This is a genomic window from Rheinheimera sp. MM224 (assembly GCF_947090785.1).
In the GTDB taxonomy this organism is placed as follows: Bacteria; Pseudomonadota; Gammaproteobacteria; order Enterobacterales; family Alteromonadaceae; genus Pararheinheimera.
The window spans coordinates 2,619,004-2,639,510 of the sequence record NZ_OX352320.1 but is presented as its reverse complement, the minus strand read 5'-3'; the positions used below and the strand labels follow the sequence as shown (position 1 = coordinate 2,639,510).

The 20,507-nt window shown below is 47.6% G+C and carries 20 protein-coding genes; 10 read left to right on the top strand and 10 right to left on the bottom strand.

What is annotated here, in order from left to right:
- Positions 1–23: 23 nt before the first annotated feature.
- Entirely contained in the window at positions 24–509 is a 486-nt protein-coding gene (locus OM978_RS12460; protein ID WP_264342531.1) for a glutathione peroxidase, read from the bottom strand.
- Between the two features lie 101 nt (positions 510–610).
- Between OM978_RS12460 and OM978_RS12455 the strand changes: the two genes are divergently transcribed.
- Entirely contained in the window at positions 611–1,498 is an 888-nt protein-coding gene (locus OM978_RS12455; protein WP_264342530.1) for an NAD(P)-dependent oxidoreductase, read from the top strand.
- An 8-nt stretch (positions 1,499–1,506) separates the two neighbouring features.
- Here the strand turns inward: OM978_RS12455 and OM978_RS12450 are convergent, their stop codons facing one another.
- Complete coding sequence (locus tag OM978_RS12450; protein ID WP_233007425.1) at positions 1,507–1,677, bottom strand: hypothetical protein; 171 nt, start codon at positions 1,675–1,677, stop codon at positions 1,507–1,509.
- Between the two features lie 93 nt (positions 1,678–1,770).
- Here OM978_RS12450 and OM978_RS12445 point away from each other — a divergent pair, with 93 nt between their 5' ends.
- A complete protein-coding gene (locus OM978_RS12445) occupies positions 1,771–2,796 on the top strand; it encodes a GlxA family transcriptional regulator (protein WP_264342529.1) in 1,026 nt (341 codons plus the stop codon).
- Positions 2,797–2,898: 102 nt separating this feature from the next.
- Positions 2,899–3,414: a hypothetical protein gene (locus OM978_RS12440; RefSeq protein ID WP_264342528.1), complete on the top strand. Its 516-nt coding sequence runs from the start codon at positions 2,899–2,901 to the stop codon at positions 3,412–3,414.
- Positions 3,415–3,452: 38 nt separating this feature from the next.
- Here the strand turns inward: OM978_RS12440 and OM978_RS12435 are convergent, their stop codons facing one another.
- The 8 genes from OM978_RS12435 to OM978_RS12400 form a co-directional block, all read right to left on the bottom strand.
- Positions 3,453–4,109, bottom strand: coding sequence for a CoA transferase subunit B (locus OM978_RS12435; RefSeq protein WP_233080310.1), 657 nt, complete (start codon positions 4,107–4,109; stop codon positions 3,453–3,455).
- A 12-nt stretch (positions 4,110–4,121) separates the two neighbouring features.
- Positions 4,122–4,823 carry a CoA transferase subunit A gene (locus OM978_RS12430; RefSeq protein WP_233007421.1) on the bottom strand — a complete coding sequence of 234 codons (702 nt, stop codon included), beginning with the start codon at positions 4,821–4,823 and terminating at the stop codon, positions 4,122–4,124.
- A 29-nt stretch (positions 4,824–4,852) separates the two neighbouring features.
- On the bottom strand, positions 4,853–5,791 hold the full coding sequence (locus OM978_RS12425) for a hydroxymethylglutaryl-CoA lyase (RefSeq protein ID WP_264342527.1): 939 nt from the start codon (positions 5,789–5,791) through the stop codon (positions 4,853–4,855).
- A gap of 24 nt (positions 5,792–5,815) precedes the next feature.
- Positions 5,816–7,792: an acetyl/propionyl/methylcrotonyl-CoA carboxylase subunit alpha gene (locus OM978_RS12420; RefSeq protein WP_264342526.1), complete on the bottom strand. Its 1,977-nt coding sequence runs from the start codon at positions 7,790–7,792 to the stop codon at positions 5,816–5,818.
- A 14-nt stretch (positions 7,793–7,806) separates the two neighbouring features.
- Entirely contained in the window at positions 7,807–8,604 is a 798-nt protein-coding gene (locus tag OM978_RS12415) for an enoyl-CoA hydratase-related protein (RefSeq protein ID WP_264342525.1), read from the bottom strand.
- An 18-nt stretch (positions 8,605–8,622) separates the two neighbouring features.
- On the bottom strand, positions 8,623–10,236 hold the full coding sequence (locus OM978_RS12410) for a carboxyl transferase domain-containing protein (protein ID WP_413690683.1): 1,614 nt from the start codon (positions 10,234–10,236) through the stop codon (positions 8,623–8,625).
- A 101-nt stretch (positions 10,237–10,337) separates the two neighbouring features.
- Positions 10,338–11,507 (bottom strand): isovaleryl-CoA dehydrogenase, encoded by a 1,170-nt coding sequence (locus OM978_RS12405; RefSeq protein ID WP_127687413.1) that lies wholly within the window; start codon positions 11,505–11,507, stop codon positions 10,338–10,340.
- 175 nt (positions 11,508–11,682) lie between these two features.
- Complete coding sequence (locus OM978_RS12400) at positions 11,683–12,102, bottom strand: MerR family transcriptional regulator (protein ID WP_269822751.1); 420 nt, start codon at positions 12,100–12,102, stop codon at positions 11,683–11,685.
- A 269-nt stretch (positions 12,103–12,371) separates the two neighbouring features.
- Between OM978_RS12400 and OM978_RS12395 the strand changes: the two genes are divergently transcribed.
- The 7 genes from OM978_RS12395 (at position 12,372) to OM978_RS12365 (ending at position 20,472) form a co-directional block, all read left to right on the top strand.
- Positions 12,372–13,556: a thiolase family protein gene (locus OM978_RS12395; RefSeq protein WP_264342523.1), complete on the top strand. Its 1,185-nt coding sequence runs from the start codon at positions 12,372–12,374 to the stop codon at positions 13,554–13,556.
- A gap of 250 nt (positions 13,557–13,806) precedes the next feature.
- Positions 13,807–15,303 (top strand): CoA-acylating methylmalonate-semialdehyde dehydrogenase, encoded by a 1,497-nt coding sequence (locus OM978_RS12390; RefSeq protein WP_264342522.1) that lies wholly within the window; start codon positions 13,807–13,809, stop codon positions 15,301–15,303.
- Positions 15,304–15,484: 181 nt separating this feature from the next.
- A complete protein-coding gene (locus tag OM978_RS12385) occupies positions 15,485–16,642 on the top strand; it encodes an acyl-CoA dehydrogenase family protein (protein ID WP_264342521.1) in 1,158 nt (385 codons plus the stop codon).
- 202 nt (positions 16,643–16,844) lie between these two features.
- The gene (locus OM978_RS12380) at positions 16,845–17,618 is read left to right on the top strand and encodes an enoyl-CoA hydratase (RefSeq protein WP_264342520.1); all 774 of its coding nucleotides are present in this window, start codon (positions 16,845–16,847) and stop codon (positions 17,616–17,618) included.
- Between the two features lie 10 nt (positions 17,619–17,628).
- Positions 17,629–18,780: an enoyl-CoA hydratase/isomerase family protein gene (locus OM978_RS12375; RefSeq protein WP_264342519.1), complete on the top strand. Its 1,152-nt coding sequence runs from the start codon at positions 17,629–17,631 to the stop codon at positions 18,778–18,780.
- Between the two features lies 1 nt (position 18,781).
- Positions 18,782–19,672, top strand: a complete 891-nt coding sequence (mmsB, locus tag OM978_RS12370; RefSeq protein WP_264342518.1) for a 3-hydroxyisobutyrate dehydrogenase — start codon at positions 18,782–18,784, stop codon at positions 19,670–19,672.
- 38 nt (positions 19,673–19,710) lie between these two features.
- Complete coding sequence (locus OM978_RS12365; protein WP_264342517.1) at positions 19,711–20,472, top strand: SDR family oxidoreductase; 762 nt, start codon at positions 19,711–19,713, stop codon at positions 20,470–20,472.
- Positions 20,473–20,507: the final 35 nt, after the last annotated feature.

The window sequence follows — 20,507 nt, the reverse complement described above, 5'->3', positions numbered from 1 at the left end:
TTAATCAAGCTAGTATTTTTAATTCAACTGGCCAGTACTTCTTCAATGGACTGATGCAGGCTAGAGGGTTTAGTCCGTGGCGCATAACGTTTCACCACATCCCCCTCGCGGTTGACCAAAAACTTAGTAAAGTTCCATTTAATAGCGCGGGTTTTCATCAAACCACGGGCCTGATCTTTTAAGTATTCAAACAAAGGTTCTGAATCCAGACCATTCACCTGTACTTTGCCAAAGACCGGAAAGCTGACTCCGTAATTCAACTGGCAGAACTGCTGTATTTCTGCATTTGATCCAGGTTCCTGCGCACCAAACTGATTACAGGGAAAGGCCAGTACCACAAACCCCTGATCTTTGTAGTGCTGATACAAAGCTTCCAGCTCCTGATACTGTGAGGTAAAACCACACTGGCTGGCGGTATTAACGATCAGCACCACTTTATCCCGGTATTGGGCTAAATCCACGTCCTGATCCTGACTGTCCTTCACTTTAAAATGGTGAACCTTTGGCATAACTGTCCTTTTGTGCAACTCGTCTGATGCTTTTGCGTCAGAGGCCCTGATTCTAGTAAGCTTCTTGGCATTCAAGTCTGTCACAGAAATAAGTCAAAATTATGTCAAATTTATCACAACAAAAAGTTGCCTTTGTAGGTATGGGTGTTATGGGCTTTCCTATGGCGGGTCATTTGCAGCAAAAAGGCGAGCAGGTCTGTGTGTATAACAGAACTTACCTGAAAGCGCAGGATTGGGTGCAACAGTATGGTGGTACTTGCGCATCAACTCCTGCAGAAGCAGCTGCTGGTGCCGATTTGGTGATGTTATGTGTAGGCAATGACGATGATGTACGTTCAGTGGTCTATGGTGAGCAGGGCGTATTGGCCGCTATGCGACCTGGCTCTTTATTAATAGACCACACCACAGCCTCTGCAGATTTGGCGCGTGAACTGGCATTAGCTTGTAAGGAGAAAGGCATAGGCTTTTTGGATGCACCAGTCTCAGGTGGCCAGGCAGGCGCTCAGAATGGCTTGTTGACCATTATGCTGGGTGGGGAAGCAGCTGATTTTGCTAAAGCAGAAGCGACATTAATGAAGTACGCCCGCAGTGCCCGTTTATTGGGGCCTGCAGGTTCTGGTCAACTGGCCAAAATGGTTAATCAGATTTGTATTGCCGGTGTAGTACAAGGGCTTGCAGAGGCCATGCATTTTGCTCAGCAGGCCGGACTGGATGGTCAGGCCGTGTTGGACACCATCAGCAAAGGTGCTGCGCAATCCTGGCAAATGGAAAACCGTGGTTCCACTATGTTGCAAGGTAAATACGACTTTGGTTTTGCGGTCGACTGGATGCGTAAGGACTTAGCTATTACGCTAAACGAAGCCCGTCATAACGGAGCCACTTTGCCACTGACTGCTTTAGTCGACCAGTTTTATGCCCAGGTGCAGGCCATGGGCGGTGGGCGTTGGGATACGTCCAGTTTGCTGACTGTATTGCAGCGCAAAGTCTGAGTTTAAAACTAATCATCTAAACTGGTGCTGGCCAAACCTAAAGTCAGTACCAGTAATAGCGGAATTTGTACCAGATGCAGCATAGGGTCCGGGCTTATCTGCAGCGCCAGTCCTACCACCATAGCCCAGACCAGAGCCAATAAAGCCCATACTGTTGTGCGTTTTGACAGTTGAAACATAACCACCTCCTGTTGTTGATGCTGCTACTTTACTCTGCAACTAAATAGGTCTAAAGTGTCACTAATGACGCAATTGTGGCTAAAAGTGACAATATGAAACGCATCGGTATTTGGGTAGATCAAGACGTAGTGATGAGCAGTGTGACAGGGGTGGCTGATTTTTTTACCTACTGCAATAAATACTGGCAACTGATACAGCAAAGTGATCAGCTGTTATTTGAAACTGTATTGATGGGGCCTAATCCTCGCCTACAACAGGGGCCTTTTACGTTGCAGGTTGAAGCTGTTGATTTTAATCAGATTGATATTCTGTTGATCCCTGGCTTTTACGCCTATAACTCAAAAGACCTACAGCGTGTCAGTCAGGAATTGCTGCCTTACAAGGCAGAGTTACAGCAGATGCTGCATCAGGGGAAGTGGCTGGGCGCTTTTTGTAATGGTACTTTTGCTTTGGCCGGAACCGGCTTGTTAAATGGCCTGCAGGCGACTTCGGTCTGGTTTTTTAAAGACTATTTCCGCCAGATGTTTCCGCAGGTCAAACTGGATTTGCAGCAGCTTGTGGTGCAACAGCAGACCATTCTAACGGGCGGGGCTACAACGTCTTACCTGAATTTATGCCTGCGGTTTGTCGAACTTTGTATGGATACGGCTTTTGCTCAGCAAATGGCAAAAATTATGCTGACTGACCCCAATAGAACCTCTCAGCTGCCTTATCTGTCTTTGCAGTTGGCGCCGCAACACAAAGATGCAAAGTTAGCTGAAATTCAGCAGTACTTACAGGCTCGTCTGGCGGAGCCTGTTAGTCTGGAGCAATTAGCGGAAACTTTTGCGATGACTCCCCGCACTTTGATCCGGCGTTTTAAGCAACATCTGGACGAAACCCCTATGGCCTATCTGCAGCGTTTGCGTATCGAGAGAGCAAAGTCTTTACTGGAAAATACCTTGTGGACCGCAGAAGACATCATGCAGCAAGTTGGGTATGAGGATATTTCGTCTTTTCGTAAGCTATTTGTGCATTACACCAGCCTGACGCCCAAAGCGTATCGGCAAAAGTTTATGTTTGAACCACAAATTGACTGCTGTCCTGTCAGTGGCAGGGAGCGGGAGTCGGCGGCTTAATTGAACCTACTGAGGTTATTTAACAAAATTTAACAAATGAATCAGGAAAAGTTTGTTTTGTGCTATTATGATGTGGCCAATTCATTGATGAAAGTAAATTAAATGTATTTATCTGAGATCGGCTGGCATCTTTATGCACTGCTTTTTATTGTCTGCATTCTGCTTCCGGCGCTTATTTTATGGGCTCTGGTGTATTTTAAACCTCTTTGGTTAAGACAATCCTTGTGGGTATTCAGCTTTTGCAGTTTGTGCTTCTTACTACTCAGTCTGAAGTTTAGTGATAACACCTTGTTAATGACTGAGAACTCGCTGGAGCTGAAAGCGGGTTTATATCAGACGAAGATTGATGATATTCACTCAGCGCAAAGTAAAGTGTCAGTGGTATTTTGTGATGAATTGGGTGAGTTCAAACCTGTAGTTGCGGTAAACGCGATTCATCTGCCTAACTACAAAGTAGGCTGGTACAGGTTGGCGAATCAGCAGACTGCTTTTGTAATGCTAATTGGTGATATAGACAAAGTGACAGTGGTCAGTACTAAAAATGCGATAGCGTTAATTAGCGGCGATATTAACAGAGACAATGCTGGAGCTGGTTTGCAGGCTAAGGCGTTTCGATAGGGTCAGAAGCCTTGCCTCTGACCCTTTCATGTTTTACATCAGAACTGCATTTCCGGAATATCACCAGAGACAACTAACTTACCCGCAGTTTTTTGCTGAATTTCTTCCACGCTGATGCCAGGCGCGCGCTCCAGTAAATGGAAAGCGCCGTCCCGAACTTCCAGCACAGCTAAATCCGTTACAATCTTTTTCACACAGTTCACACCAGTCAAAGGTAAAGTACAGCTATCCAGTAACTTGGAACTACCGTATTTGTCGGCGTGGGTCATGGTGACAATGATATTTTGCGCGCCAGCCACTAAATCCATAGCGCCGCCCATGCCTTTGACCAGTTTTCCCGGGATCATCCAACTGGCGATATTGCCATTTTGATCCACTTCAAAAGCGCCCAGTACTGTTAAATCCACATGGCCGCCGCGGATCATGGCAAAACTTTCAGCGGAACTGAAAATGGCAGCACCTTTAATGGCTGTCACTGTTTCTTTGCCTGCGTTGATCATATCGGCATCCAATTCAGCTTCGGTTGGGTAGGGGCCCATACCTAATAAACCGTTTTCCGATTGCAGCATTACTTCAATACCTGCAGGCACATAGTTGGCCACTAAGGTAGGGATACCAATGCCTAAATTGACGTAATAGCCGTCCTGTAATTCCTGAGCCACCCGCATAGCGACCTGTTCACGTGATAATGCCATTTGCTGTGCTCCTTATGCCTGACGGACCATACGACGTTCAATGCGTTTCTCAAAGCTGGCTTTGATCACACGTTGCACATAAATACCTGGTGTGTGAATCTGGCTTGGCTCCAGTTCACCCGGCTCGACGATTTCTTCCACTTCAGCCACAGTGATTTTGCCAGCAGTAGCCGCCATAGGGTTGAAGTTCATTGAGGTATGACGGAACACCAGATTGCCGTAACGGTCGGCTTTCCAGGCTCGTACTATGGCAAAGTCACCGGTAATGGCTTCTTCCAGCACATAATTGCGGCCATTAATTTCACGGGTTTCTTTACCGTCAGCCACAGGAGTACCGTAACCCGTAGCGGTGAAAAAAGCCGGAATACCAGCGCCGCCAGCGCGGATTTTTTCAGCCAGCGTGCCTTGAGGTGTTAACACCACTTCGAGTTCACCTGATAACAGCTGCTTTTCAAACAAGGCGTTTTCGCCAACATAAGAGGCGACCATTTTTTTGATTTGGCGGTCTTCTAATAAAACACCTAAACCAAAACCATCGACACCACAGTTGTTGGACACTACTGTTAAATCACGGGTGCCCATTTTTTTGATCTGAGCAATCAGGCCTTCCGGAATACCACATAAACCAAAACCACCGGCTATGACTGTCATACCGTTGGTCAGGCCTGCCAGCGCTTCTTCATAGCTGGTCACAACTTTATTAAACCCTGCCATTTTGTATCCTTAAAAGATGCTATCAATCATTAATTCTGCTGGCATTTGGCCTTCAGCGCCAATCCTACTTTAGAACTAGGAGCTTTCCCCAGCTGTTCGCTGATAAACCAGCCAATAGGCGCCAGCCGTTGTAAATCAACACCGCTATGGATGCCAAGGCCGTTCAGTAAATACACCACTTCCTCAGTGGCAACATTGCCTGACGCACCGGCAGCGTATGGACAGCCGCCTAAACCTGATACTGAACTGTCCACCACAGCAATACCACGTTGTAGCGCTGCGTAAATATTACTTAACGCCTGGCCATAAGTGTCGTGAAAATGCACAGCCAGTTGCTCGACTGGTACAACTTCAAGTACAGCATCGAGCATTGCATTGACTTTGAAGGGAGTGCCAACGCCTATGGTGTCACCTAAAGAAATTTCGTAGCAGCCCATATCTAAAAGTGCTTTAGCAACCCGTGCTACTTCTTGCGGGGCAACGTCGCCCTGATAAGGACAGCCGACCACACAAGAGACATAACCCCGTACTTTAATACCATCAAGTTTGGCTTGCGCCATCACAGGAGCAAAACGCTCAAGACTTTCCGCTATGCTGCAGTTGATATTTTTCTGGGTAAAAGCCTCTGATGCAGCACCAAACACCGCAACTTCAGTAGCTCCTGCTGCTTTCGCTGCTTCATAGCCTTGCAGATTGGGTGTCAACGCTGTGTACTGAATACCTGCTTTACGGCTGATTTGCGCAAATACAGCAGCAGAATCAGCCATTTGTGGTACCCACTTAGGGGAGACAAAAGCACCGGTTTCAATGGTGACAAGACCCGTTTCAGCTAAGCGATTGACCAGCTCGACTTTCGCTTCAAGCGATACAGCTTTTTCATTTTGCAGGCCATCGCGTGGGCCTACTTCAACAATACGCACGGCTTTGGGCAAACCAGCTGTATGGTGAGGGTTTAACATCAATGACATAAAAGTCTCCAAAAATGGGCTGTATTAGTCAGCGGCTGTAAAATCCAGCAGCTGAGCGCCGTCTTTCACCAGATCACCAGCGGCATAAAAAAGCTGATTCACCACACCATCTTTCGGCGCTTTGATGCTGTATTCCATTTTCATCGCTTCCATCACCAAAAGCGTCTGGCCTGCACTGACGAGCGCACCTTTTTCTATCATCACAGCGACTATAGTGCCGTTCATGGGAGCCGTCAGGCTGCCAGCTGCTGCGCTGTCGTCGACCACAATTTGCACTTGAGTCTGGTAAATAAAGTCATAACGTTGATGTTTAATAAAAACCGACACCGTATCCTGATATTGGCTGACCCGTACTTTCACCTGATGGCCATTTAAATTGGCTTGCAGTTCATCGCCTTTTAAGCTGGCTGTAGCAGGGGTGATCACGCCTTGTTGCGTTAAACTAAGCTGTTTACCTTCAGAGCTGATGCTGATCAGGCGGGTTTCATCCTGATAAATCAGCGGGAAAGACACAGTTGGAACTTCATTTAAACGCCAGCCAGAACACAAAGCCCAAGGACTTTGGTCGTCCACATTGTCTGAACGCTCCTTCAATAACAGATACAAGGCAGCCAATAAGCTGGCTTGTTCGGTTTCAGACTGACCTGGCGCAAACAAGGATTCTTTATGCCGTTCAATAAAATGCGTATCCAGCTCAGCTTTGGCAAAAGCAGGTTGCTCCACTAAACGGGTTAAGAAATTCAGGTTGTTTTTCACGCCAGCAACACGGTAATCATCTAAAGCACGCAACATACGAGCTATGGCGCGGTCACGGTTTTCATCCCAGACAATGAGTTTGGCAATCATAGGATCGTAAAAAGGCGAGACTTCGTCGTTTTCTACCACGCCTGTATCGACCCGCACATAGCGACTGGCTTCAGGCTGGCGCAAATAAGTCAGTTTGCCTGTGGCTGGCAGGAAATCGTGATCCGGATCTTCAGCATAAACCCGCACCTCAATGGCATGGCCATCAATAGTGATTTGATCCTGAGTTAAAGGCAAAGGCTGACCACTGGCGACCAACAGCTGCCATTTCACCAGATCCTGACCTGTGATCATTTCAGTGACTGGATGTTCAACCTGCAGGCGGGTGTTCATTTCCATAAAGTAGAAGGAACCGTCTTCATCAAATAAGAATTCAACTGTTCCAGCGCCCTGATACGCAATAGCCTGAGCGGCTTTGACGGCAGCTTCACCCATTGCTTTGCGCTGCTCTGCGCTGAAATTCGGTGCTGGTGCTTCTTCAATCACTTTCTGGTGACGGCGCTGAATAGAGCAGTCCCGCTCAGCTAAATACACCGCATTACCAAAACTGTCGGCGAACACCTGAATTTCGACATGGCGAGGTTTGGTCAGATAACGTTCCATCAGCACTTTGTCATTGCCAAAGCCGTTTAAGGCTTCACGTTTGGCGCCAGCCAAAGCTTCAGCAAATTCGCCACTGTTCCATACCACACGCATACCTTTGCCACCACCGCCATATGCAGCTTTCAATAACAGCGGGTAGCCCACCAGATCAGCTTGCTGCTGTAAAAAGGCTGGGTCCTGATTATCGCCATGATAACCCGGCACTAAAGGCACACCGGCTTTGGTCATAATCTCTTTGGCTGCGCTTTTGCTACCCATAGCGGCTATGGCAGGCACTGGCGGGCCAATAAAAACCACACCAGCCTCCGCACAGGCTTGCGCAAATCCTTCGTTTTCAGATAAAAAGCCATAACCAGGGTGCACAGCTTCGGCGCCACTTAATTTGGCAATTTCCAGAATTTTATCAGCGCGTAAATAAGATTCCTTACTAGGCGCAGGGCCTAATAAAAAAGCTTCATCGGCCATATGCACATGACGGGCATTGGCGTCAGCTTCTGAATACACAGCCACACAACGAATACCCAGTTTATGGGCGGTTTCTATCACACGGCAGGCGATTTCGCCCCGGTTAGCGATCAAAATTTTGCGAAACATCAGTCTGTTTTTCCTTATTCTGACCGGATCCATGCCGGAGTACGTTTTTGTAAAAAGGCAGTTAAGCCTTCCTGACCTTCAGCCGAGACCCGAATAGCGGCAATACGGGCTGAAGTGCTGTCTATAAGCTGCTGATTAATAGGTTGATGATTTACAGCGGCCATTAACTCTTTAGCGCAGCGCAAAGCTGCAGGGCTGTTATTCAGTAAGATGCCAACAAAATGTTCTGCTGCGCCACTAAGACCACCAGCGTCCACTAATTGATGTACTAAACCTAAATTCAGCGCAGTAGATGCATCAAAACGTTCTGCCGTTAAGAAATAACGGCGGCTGGCACGTTCGCCAATAGAGCGCATCACGTAGGGGCTGATCACGGCCGGTATTAAACCAATTTTTACTTCACTTAAACAAAAGCTGGCGCCTTCTTCGGCAAGGGCTATATCGCAGCAGGAGACTAAACCCAAAGCACCACCAAAAGCTGCACCTTGTACCAAAGCTATGGTGGGAGCAGGGAAGCAATCCAGTTGGCGCATCAGCTCCGCTAACTGACCTGCATCTTCTAAGTTCTGCTGGTAGTTTTTCTCTGCCATAGAGCGCATCCAGTTCAGATCGGCACCTGCACTGAAGTTTTTACCCAAGGATTTCAGCAGCAGCACCCGCACAGCAGGGTTAGCGGCCAGGCTTTTTAAGGCGTCAATTAATTCGCCAATCATGCTGTCGTCAAAGGCGTTATGCACTTCGGCGCGGTTCAGCACTAATTCTGCAACACCAGCTGCATTTAACGAGGTAGTAATAGTTTTATAGTTTTGCATTTTGTTTACTCCTTGCCATTACATCCGGAACACGCCAAATTTGGATTCGGCGACAGGCGCATTCAGCGCTGCGGTCAGTGCCAGGCCAACCACCATGCGGGTTTGTGCCGGGTCGATAATGCCGTCATCCCATAACCGCGCACTGGCGTAATAAGGGTGACCTTGTTGTTCGTATTGGGCGACAATAGGCTGACGTATAGCTTGTTCAGCTTCAGCTGTTAAGCTTTCGCCTTTACGTGCCAACGCATCTTTAGTCACAGTCGCCATTACACCAGCGGCCTGCTCGCCACCCATCACAGAAATACGGGCGTTGGGCCACATCCACATCATGGTTGGGTCATAAGCACGGCCACACATACCGTAGTTCCCAGCGCCATAAGAGCCACCAATCAGCACAGTAAATTTCGGCACATTGGCACAAGACACCGCCATCACCATTTTGGCGCCGTGTTTGGCGATGCCTTCAGCTTCGTATTTTTTCCCGACCATAAAGCCGGTGATGTTTTGCAGGAACAACAATGGAATTTTGCGCTGGGCACAGAGCTCAATAAAGTGCGCGCCTTTTTGCGCCGACTCAGAAAACAGAATGCCGTTATTGGCTACTATGCCAATAGGCTGGCCGAAAATTCGGGCAAAACCACACACCAAAGTCGCGCCATAAAACTGTTTAAATTCATCAAAGTCGGATGCATCGACAAGTCGGGCTATCACTTCACGTACATCAAAAGGTTTTTTCAGATCGGTGCCCACTATGCCGTACAGCTCGCTGGCATCATAAAGTGGTGCTTCGACAGGGCGTACATCGCCTTGTACTGGTTTTTGATGATTCAGACGGCTGACGGCATTACGCGCCAGTTGCAGCGCATGTTCATCATTGAGTGCATAGTGATCGGCCACACCAGAGATTTTACAGTGCACATCAGCACCACCTAACTCTTCTGCTGTCACTTCTTCGCCTGTAGCGGCTTTGACCAATGGCGGGCCTGCCAAGAAGATCGTGCCCTGATCTTTAACGATAATACTTTCATCCGCCATAGCCGGCACATAAGCACCACCTGCGGTACAAAGGCCCATCACCACAGCAATTTGTGGAATACCCTTGGCTGACATACGCGCCTGATTAAAGAAGATACGGCCAAAGTGCAGTTTGTCAGGGAATACATCGTCCTGACGGGGCAGGTTAGCGCCACCTGAGTCGACCAGATAAATACAAGGCAACATGCAGGTTTCGGCAATTTCCTGCGCACGTAAGTGTTTTTTTACCGTAAGCGGATAATAAGTACCGCCTTTCACCGTGGCATCGTTCGCCACAATCATGCACTCGACACCATTCACCCGGCCTATACCTGCAACCACACCCGCAGCTGGCACATAATCGTCATAACATTGCCAGCCAGCAAACTGGCCTACTTCTAAAAAGGGTGAACCCGGGTCCAGCAGTTTCTGAATACGATCACGGACAAACAGCTTGCCGCGTGAGGTATGACGGGCAATCAATGCTTCGCCGCCACCTAATTTGATCTGTTGTACTTTTTGCTCTAAATCATCCACCAGCAGCTGCATCGCCTGGGCGTTCTGGATAAATTCGTCACTGCGTGGATTAATTTTGCTATTCAGTCTGGCCACGTTCACCACCTTTGGCTATCGGGATTGAGTGTTCAATAGAGGCTCTTTAGGAAAAACCGGACAGGAGTCCGGCTTTTTTATTGTTTTTGAGCCTACACAGGTTGTATTTAGTTCGATTCGTTAAATAACTCGCGACCAATTAACATACGGCGAATTTCTGAGGTGCCTGCGCCGATTTCGTACAGCTTGGCATCACGTAACAAACGCCCTGTAGGGTATTCATTGATATAACCATTACCACCTAACAGCTGGATGGCATCCAATGCCATTTGGGTGGCCAGCTCAGCGCTGTATAAAATCGCGCCAGCTGCATCTTTACGGGTGGTTTCACCGCGGTCACAGGCCTTGGCCACTGTATAAACATAGGCGCGGGCCGCATTCATTTTGGTGTACATGTCAGCTACTTTGCCCTGTACCAGTTGGAACTCACCAATAGACTGACCAAACTGCTTACGGTCGTGGATATAAGGAACTACTACATCCATACAGGCTTGCATAATGCCCAGCGGACCGCCGGATAACACCACACGTTCATAGTCCAGACCTGACATCAGTACACGGGCGCCTGTGCCTATGGTGCCTAATACGTTTTCTTCCGGCACTTCACAGTCTTCAAATACCAGTTCACAAGTGTTTGAACCACGCATACCCAGCTTGTCGAGTTTCTGCGCCTGGCTGAAACCTTTAAAACCACGCTCAACAATAAAAGCTGTCATGCCTTTAGAGCCGGCATTGATGTCAGTTTTGGCGTAAATCACATAGGTATGGGCGTCAGGGCCGTTGGTGATCCACATTTTGTTACCGTTTAAAATATAACGGTCACCTTGTTTATCAGCGCGTAACTTCATCGACACTACATCTGAACCAGCGTTTGGCTCAGACATCGCCAGAGCGCCAATATGTTCACCAGAACATAACTTTGGCAGGTACTTTTGTTTTTGCGCTTCGTTGCCGTTACGGGCGATTTGATTGACACATAAATTCGAATGCGCACCGTAAGATAAAGCCACAGAAGCAGAAGCGCGGCTGATTTCTTCCATTGCTACTATATGTTCCAGGTAACCCATACCTGAACCACCATATTGCTCATCGACAGTGATGCCTAATAAACCCAGGTCGCCAAATTTACGCCATAAGTCATTTGGGAATTCGTTGTCATGGTCGATTTGTGCTGCACGTGGTGCTATTTCGTCACGGGCAAAGCTGTTGACCTGCTCACGGATCATGTCGACGGTTTCGCCCAGATCGTAGTTTAATGTTTTGTATGTGCTAATCATGTGACAACCCCGTTTTTCCCTTCGTATTTGACGCCGCAGTGTTGTTGACTGCGCTCTCTCGCCCCAATCACATAGGACAACTATGTTCATGGGGTCTCGCTCACTTGTCGCCTAGCTGCAACGCCAACTACTTTGGTTTTTGTTTGTTTGATTTGATTTTTTTTAAATGTGTTTTTTAATTCGGTTCTTTTACTTGCTTGGCCTGATCCAGGGTTTCGCGGCAGCGTTTTTCGACTGTCACTAATTCCATCAGCACCACTTTGATGTCATCCATCTGCTGGTGCAGTTCAGCTTTTTTATGTTCTATCAGTTTCAGCATGGTGCTCAATTGAGTCACGCTGCTTTTATCTGCATCGTACAGCTCAAATAACTGGCCTGTTTCTGACAAGCTAAAGCCCAGACGTTTGCCACGCAAAATGAGTTTCAGTCTCACCCTGTCTCTGCGGCTGTAAATACGGGTTTGACCCTGCCGTAAAGGCGTTAATAACCCCTGGTCTTCGTAGAAACGAATACTACGGGTGGTGATATCAAACTCTTTTGCCAGCTCGCTGATGCTGTAGGTTTTGTCGTCTTTTTCTATCATTTGGGCAGTCATTTTGGCCTTCCGGTAAAGTGGCGACAACTATAAGTGAAGTTTACGTAAAGGTAAAGCTGTGTTCGCGTCAAATAAGGGCTGGCGGCAGGTTGGACCAGAGCTTTGTAAAGTTAAGGTGCCAAAAGATGGCTACAGAGCGTGCATTTTTCTGAACCTTTCACTGGTCATAGGACCATAGTGTTAGGTGGTTGACGTTGGCGTAAACGTAAATTTGGTGTAGTCTCAGGCCCAACTTTTTCATCATGCTTCTGAACGACGGAGAAATGAACATGGCGCAGCACGAAAAAATTGCCATAGTGGCAGCCAAAAGAACGGCAATGGGTGGATTTTTAGGTGGATTATCTGACGTCAGCAGCACTGATTTAGGCGCACAAGCTATTAAAGCAGCATTAGAGCAAGCTGCTATAGATGGCACCAAGATCAGCGAAGTCATTATGGGTTGTGTTTTACCTGCTGGTTTAGGTCAGGCGCCAGCCCGTCAGGCGACGTTAAAAGCAGGTTTACCTCTATCTGCCGGTGCTACAACTATCAATAAGGTCTGTGGTTCAGGTTTAAAGTCTGTGATGTTAGCGACTGATTTATTGCGTGCTGGTTCTGCTGATGTGGTTGTAGCTGGTGGCATGGAGTCGATGTCGAACGCACCTTATATTCTGCCAAAAGCCCGTGCCGGTATGCGGATGGGTCATGGCGAAGTGAAAGATCATATGATGCTGGATGGTCTGGAAAATGCCTACGATGGCAAAGCCATGGGCTGTTTTGCCCAGAAAACTGCCGACGAGCATGATTTCAGCCGCACTCAGATGGACGACTACGCTGTGTTGTCTTTAACCCGTGCTCAGCAAGCCATCAATTCTGGTGCTTTTGTTGAAGAAATTACCCCTGTGACTTTCCAGACCCGCAAAGGTGAAGTGACTTTTGCCACGGATGAGCAGCCAGGCAATGCCAAAGTCGACAAAATTCCTACGTTAAAACCAGCTTTTGCTAAAGATGGCACTATTACAGCGGCCAACTCCAGTTCTATTTCTGATGGTGCTGCAGCTTTAGTGCTGATGCGTGCTGATGAAGCCAAAGCGCAAAACAAAACCGTATTAGCTCATGTTGTTGGTCACGCCACGCATTCGCAGGAACCAGAGCTTTTCACTGTAGCGCCAGTGGGTGCAGTAACTAAGCTGTTAGCCAAATTAGGCTGGACAACTTCCGATGTGGATCTGTGGGAAATTAACGAAGCTTTTGCCATGGTGACTATGCTGGCGATTAAAGAGCTGAAGCTGGATGTAAACAAGGTCAACGTCAACGGCGGTGCTTGTGCTTTAGGTCATCCTATAGGCGCTTCAGGTGCCCGTTTATTAGTGACGTTAATTCATGCGTTAAAAGCCCGTGGTTTAAAACGTGGTATCGCTACTTTGTGTATAGGTGGCGGCGAAGCTGTGGCTTTAGCGGTAGAACTGCCGTAATAAATTAAAAAGGCGCGGTACAGACTGCGCCTTTTGCTTAGAAGAATTTAATAAAAAATACATTCAAATCAACAGGTTTAATTTAACAACAGATAGCCAAAGTAATTGGTGTTGCAGCAAGGCGGCAAGCGAGCGAGACCCCAGGAGCATAGTTGTCCCTTTTCAATGAGGGATGGGTGACTGGGGCGAGCAGCGCAGTCAACGCCGCTGTGGCGTCAAGTACGAAGGCTATAAAGGGGAGAGAAGTATTATGGCCCATCAGGTTCAGTTATTTATCAACGGTGAATTTGTCCCGTCCAAGTCCGAACGTTTTATTCCGGTTACAGATCCTGCGACTCAGGACGTGATAGCGCAGGTGCCTTGCACTACTGCAGAAGAAATGGCTTTTGCCATCGCATCAGCCAAAGAAGCTTTTAAAAGCTGGAAAGAAGTGCCGGTGTCAGAACGTGCACGTTTAATGATGCGTTTTGCGCATTTGTTAAAAGAACATCAGGCTGAAATTGCTGACATTATTTGCCGTGAATTAGGCAAAACAGTGGAAGATGCCAAAGGCGACGTCTGGCGTGGTATTGAAGTGGTGGAACAAGCCGCCAATATTCCTTCTTTAATGATGGGCGAGACGGTTGAAAACGTAGCGCGCAGCATTGACACTTACAGCTACATTCAGCCTTTAGGCGTTTGTGCTGGTATTACGCCATTTAACTTCCCGGCTATGATCCCGCTGTGGATGTTCCCAATGGCTATTGCCTGCGGTAATACTTTTATTCTGAAACCCTCTGAACAAGATCCAATGACAGTGAATAAAATCGCTGAGCTCTTTGCGTTAGCTGGTGCACCAAAAGGCGTGTTACAGGTGGTGCATGGCAATAAAGAACAGGTCGATGTGTTATTACGTCACCCGGACATCAAAGCTATTTCTTTTGTTGGCTCTGTCAATGTGGGTCAGTACATCTATAAAACTGGTACTGATCATTTAAAACGTGTGCAGGCTTTTGCTGGTGCCAAAAACCATATGGTGGTGATGCCAGATGCCAATAAACAACAAGTGATCAATGCCTTGGTTGGTGCTTCAGTTGGCGCTGCAGGTCAGCGTTGTATGGCTATTTCTGTGGCTGTTTTTGTTGGTGATTCGCAGCAGTGGATCCCTGAAGTGGCTGCTGCTATCGCCAAAGTTCGCCCTGGTGTGTATACAGATCCTGAAGCTGCTTACGGTCCACAAATCAGTCCTCAGGCTAAGGCCCGTATTTTGTCTTTAATCGAACAAGGAAAAGTAGAAGGCGCCACTTGTTTAGTGGATGGCTCAGACGTCAAAGTCGCTGGTTATCCAAACGGCAACTGGGTTGGCCCCACAGTGTTTAGTGATGTCACACCAGAGATGACCATCTACAAAGAAGAAATTTTTGGTCCAGTGCTGGCGACTGTTAACGCTGCCTCTTTGGATGAAGCCATAGAGCTTGTCAACAACAGCCCATACGGCAACGGCACTTCTATTTTCACCGCCAGCGGTGCTGCAGCGCGTAAATATCAGCATGAAATTGAAGTAGGTCAGGTCGGTATTAATATTCCAATTCCTGTGCCTCTGCCATTTTTCTCTTTCACTGGCTGGAAAGGCTCGTTCTACGGCGATCAACATGCTTATGGTAAACAAGCGGTACGTTTCTACACAGAAACCAAAACTATTACGGCGCGTTGGTTTGATGACTCCATTCCGGTGTCAGGCCCAAATATGTCAATTAACCTGCGTTAATTAGTGCAGGATAAAAGCGTTCTGTGTTAAAGCAGGGCGCTTCTTTAAAAAAAGCCTGGGGAAAAAACCTTAAGGCAAACAACCAAGCCAGATTAAATGCGTATAAACGCATGAAGACCAAAGCGGCAGACCTATCAAAGTGCAATAGACACTGCTCTGCTGCCAACCTCAGGGTGATGTGATGAATTTTAATTTAACAGACGATCAAAAGGCCTTTGTTGAGGTCGCCAAACAATTCGCTGAACAAGAGCTGGCACCGCATGCAGCAGCTTGGGATCGGGATCATCATTTTCCAAAAGACGTGATCCAAAAAGCAGGTGAGCTGGGTTTTTGTTCTTTATACACACCTGAAGATCAAGGTGGCCTGGGTTTATCCCGTTTAGATTCCAGCATTATTTTTGAACAGCTGTCGATGGGCTGCACTGCAACAACTGCCATGTTAACCATCCATAATATGGCGACCTGGATGATCGCAAGCTGGGGCACTGAAGATGCGAAAGCCCAGTGGTGCCCGGAGTTAGTCACAGGCGAAAAGCTGGCTTCTTATTGTTTAACTGAGCCAGGTTCAGGTTCTGATGCAGCTTCTTTACGCACCAGCGCAAAAAAAGACGGTGATCACTATGTATTAAACGGCTCTAAGATGTTTATCTCGGGAGCTGGCGAAACTGAAGTTTTAGTGGTGATGGCACGTACTGGTGAAGCAGGTCCTAAAGGCATTTCCGCTTTTATAGTACCAGCGGACGCGCAAGGCGTTATTTACGGTAAAGCTGAAGAGAAAATGGGTTGGAATGCGCAGCCAACCCGTTTAATCACTTTTGATAATGTGCGTATCCCGGCTCATTACCTGCTCGGCAACGAAGGTGAAGGTTTTGGTTTTGCCATGAAAGGTTTAGACGGCGGCCGTATTAATATAGCGACTTGCTCTATCGGTACAGCGCAGCAAGCCTTAAATACCGCCCGAAACTATATGCTGGAACGTCAGCAGTTTGGTAAGCCGTTAGCTGCGTTTCAGGCATTGCAGTTTAAACTGGCTGATATGGCAACAGAGCTGGTAGCTGCCCGTCAGTTGGTGCGTTTAGCCGCATTTAAACTGGATGCGGACGACCCGGAAAAAACAGCCTATTGCGCTATGGCCAAACGTTTTGCCACAGATGTAGGTTTCCAGGTGTGTGATCAGGCGCTGCAACTTCATGGCGGTTATGGTTATATCAAAGAATACCCGCTGGAACGGCATTTCCGTGATGTTCGGGTGCATCAGATCCTGGAAGGCACCAATGAAATTATGCGGTTGATTATTGGTCGTCGGTTATTGGACGAAGCAGCAAACGACATACTGTAAGTCTAAGCCCGTCGTACTTGAAGCCGCAGCTTTGTTGGCTGCCTGATTATAGATAAAAGCACGCCCCAGTCACATAGGACTACTATGCTCCTGGGGGCTCGTGCGCTTGCCGCCGCGCTACAACTCCAATTACTTAGGGTTGCAGTGCGCGGGACTTTCGGTAAAAAGCTAACCGGTGAAGCCCGGTTTAAAAGGAGATTTTATGGCACAACTCAAACTCGAAAAACGCGGCCATACCGCTTTAATTACCATGGCAAATCCTCCTGCCAATACCTGGACCAAAGACACTCTGACGCAATTGCGTGATGCGGTGAAATCTTTGGACCAGGATAAAAATATTTATGCCCTAGTGATCACAGGTGAAGGTGAGAAATTCTTCTCTGCTGGTGCTGATTTAAATCTGTTTGCCTCTGGTGACAAAGCTGTGGCTGCTGATATGTCAGCCATTTTTGGTGAAGCTTTTGAAACCTTAACAGCTTTTCGTGGCGTCTCTATTGCTGCGATCAATGGTTATGCTATGGGCGGTGGCCTCGAAGTCGCCTTAGCTTGTGATATCCGTATTGCTGAAACTCAGGCGCAAATGGCTTTACCTGAAGCCAAAGTAGGTTTATTGCCTTGTGCCGGTGGTACTCAGAATCTGGCGATTTTGGTCGGCGAAGGTTGGGCTAAACGTATGATCCTCTGTGGGGAACGAATTGGCGCCGACAAAGCCTTACAGATAGGTTTAGTCGAAGAAGTGGTCGGCACCGGCATGGCACTGGAAGCGGCTTTACTGCTGGCTGATAAAGTCGCAGAACAAAGCCCTCCTGCAGTGGCCGCCTGTAAACAACTGATCCAAAAAGGTCGTAGCGCGCCAATACAAACCGCCTTGCCTTTAGAGCGGGAGCTGTTTGTAAAGTTATTTGATACCAAAGATCAAGTCGAAGGGGTGCAGGCTTTTTTACAAAAACGTAAAGCCAGCTGGATTAACGGATAAGGTAAATAGAATGACAGAAACCACAATCCAGCAGGACGTTGTGCTGTTTGAAGAAGTCGCCTGTGTCGGCGGAAAAATTATTGGTATCGCCACGTTAAACTCAGAGAAATCGCTGAATGCGCTGAGTTTGCCTATGGTTGAGTTGTTGCTACCGCAAATGCAACAATGGAAAAACGACAAAAATATAGCCTTGGTTGTGCTGCAGGGCACTGGCGATAAAGCCTTTTGCGCTGGTGGCGATATCCGCGATTTGTATCAGGCGATGAAAGCAGCCCCTGATACCTACCAGCCTTATGTCGAAGACTTTTTCACTAAAGAATACAATCTTGATTATTTAATCCATACCTTCGACAAGCCTGTGCTGGTCTGGGGCAATGGCATAGTGATGGGCGGCGGTTTAGGCCTGATGGCGGGGGCGTCACATCGTATAGTCACGGCCAGCAGCCGTATTGCGATGCCAGAGATGGCCATAGGTTTGTACCCTGATGTGGGTGGCAGCTGGTTTTTAAACCGTATGCCGGAAGGCTGTGGTTTATTCCTCGGCCTAACGGGCGCATCCATCAATTCAGCCGATGCCAAACTCATCGATTTAGCCGACCATTTTTTAACTCATGATAAAAAAGCCGCTGTGCTGGATAAATTAACCCAGGTGAAATGGGGCAATACCATAGCGCTGAATCATCAAAAGCTAACTGACTTATTACTTGGCATGGAAGATATGTGCCGCAGTCAGATGCCACCGAGTCAAATTCGTTTACATCAGGCTTCTATCAGTGCTGTAGGTCGTGCTACCTCGTTGCAACAGGCCGTTGAGCTTATTCTTGCCATGCCTAACGAAGACGCCTGGCTAACCAAAGCTAAAGCCTCGTTGAATTACGGCAGCCCTATCACCGCTCATATTGTCTATCGCTTATTACAACTGGGCCAAAGCAAAATTCTGGCAGATTCGTTCCGGCTGGAGCTGGGCTTAAGTGTGCAGTGCGGCAAACTGGGCGAATTTACCGAAGGGGTGCGGGCACTGCTGATCGACAAAGATCAAAAGCCAAACTGGCGTTATAAAACTGTGTCTGACGTGCCTGCTGATGTGATTAATCAGCTGTTTCATTCCCCATGGGCCGCTGACTTACATCCATTACAACACTTAGGTTCATTGGAGCATTAATATGAGTACAGTTGCATTTATTGGTTTAGGCAATATGGGCGGCCCAATGGCCAGCAATGTATTAAAAGCAGGTTTTAAGGTTCAGGCTTTTGATTTATCCGAAACTGCTTTAGCTCAACTGGCAGCTGAAGGCGCTAAAGCCTGCACTTCTGCAGCCGAAGCGGCCACAGGGGCTGATTTTGTTATTTCTATGCTGCCCGCTGGTAAGCATGTCGCTATGGTGTACACAGGCGAGACAGGCATAGCTTCAGTGCTTGGCAAAGATACGCTGGTGATTGATTGCTCTACTATTGATGCAACCACAGCCCGCAAAGTAGGTGCTGAACTGGCAGAGCAGGGTATAGCTTTTATCGATGCGCCTGTATCAGGTGGGGTAGGCGGTGCGAAAGCCGGTACTCTGACTTTTATCGTCGGTGGTTCAGAGCAAAACTTTAACCGTGCCGAACCTGTGTTGTCTGTGATGGGCAAAAACCTGTTTCATGCCGGAGATGTGGGCGCAGGCCAGGTTGCGAAAATTTGCAACAATATGCTGTTGTCTGTGTTAATGCTTGGCACCAGTGAAGCACTGCAAATGGGCATAGACAATGGTCTGGATCCAAAAGTTTTATCCGATATTATGCTGAAAAGTTCTGGCCGCAACTGGACTTTAGAGCTGTATAATCCATGCCCTGATGTGATGCCCAATGTACCGTCGAGTAATGGTTATCAGGGCGGCTTTATGGTGGATTTAATGGCAAAAGATTTGTCTTTAGCCACAGAAACAGCATTGTCCAGCCAATCCAGTACCCCTATGGGCACTTTAGCCCGTAGCCTCTATGTAGCGCATCAGCGTCAGGGCCACGGCAAAGAAGATTTCTCCGGTATTTTTAAGATGTTTGCCAAAAAGAACTAAGAGTTCTGAGGCTAGCCGTTTTTGCAGGTAATAAGATAATGAATTTAAAAGACAAAATCATAGTAGTGACAGGTGGAGCTCAGGGCCTGGGTTTAGAAATGGCCCGTATGTTGTCTGCTGAAGGCGCTCATTTAGCTTTGCTGGATATGAATGCAGAGCAACTGGCATCAGCTAAAGATGAGTTGTCAGCCACTGGTGTAACTGTGCGTACTTATGTCTGTAACGTCGCCAATGAAGAAAGTGTCGAAACGACTTTTGCCGCTATTGCCACAGATTTTGGCGCTATTGATGGCCTGATCAACAATGCCGGTATTTTGCGTGACGGTTTATTGCTGAAATTTAAAGATGGTGAACTGGTTAGCAAAATGTCGCATCAACAGTTTCAGTCTGTCATTGATGTGAACTTAACAGGTGTATTTTTGTGTGGCCGTGAAGCGGCGGCTTTAATGGTGAAATCAGGCCGTAAAGGTGTGATTATCAATATGTCGAGCGTAGCCCGTTCAGGCAATATGGGCCAAACCAACTACGCAGCCTCCAAAGCTGGTGTAGTCGCTATGACTGTGACCTGGGCTCGTGAATTAGGTCGTTACGGCATTCGTGTTGGCGCTATAGCACCAGGAGTGATCCGCACTGCTATGACAGATGCGATGAAACCTGAAGCCCGTGATCGTTTAGTCGCCATGAAGCCGGTAGGGCGTTTAGGCGAAGCAACAGAAATTGCTCATACGGCCAAATACATTTTTGAAAATGACTTCTTTACCGGCCGCGTAGTTGAAGTGGATGGCGGTATTAGTATGTAGCTTTTCATTCGGGTCAGAGTAAAATTAAGCCTTTA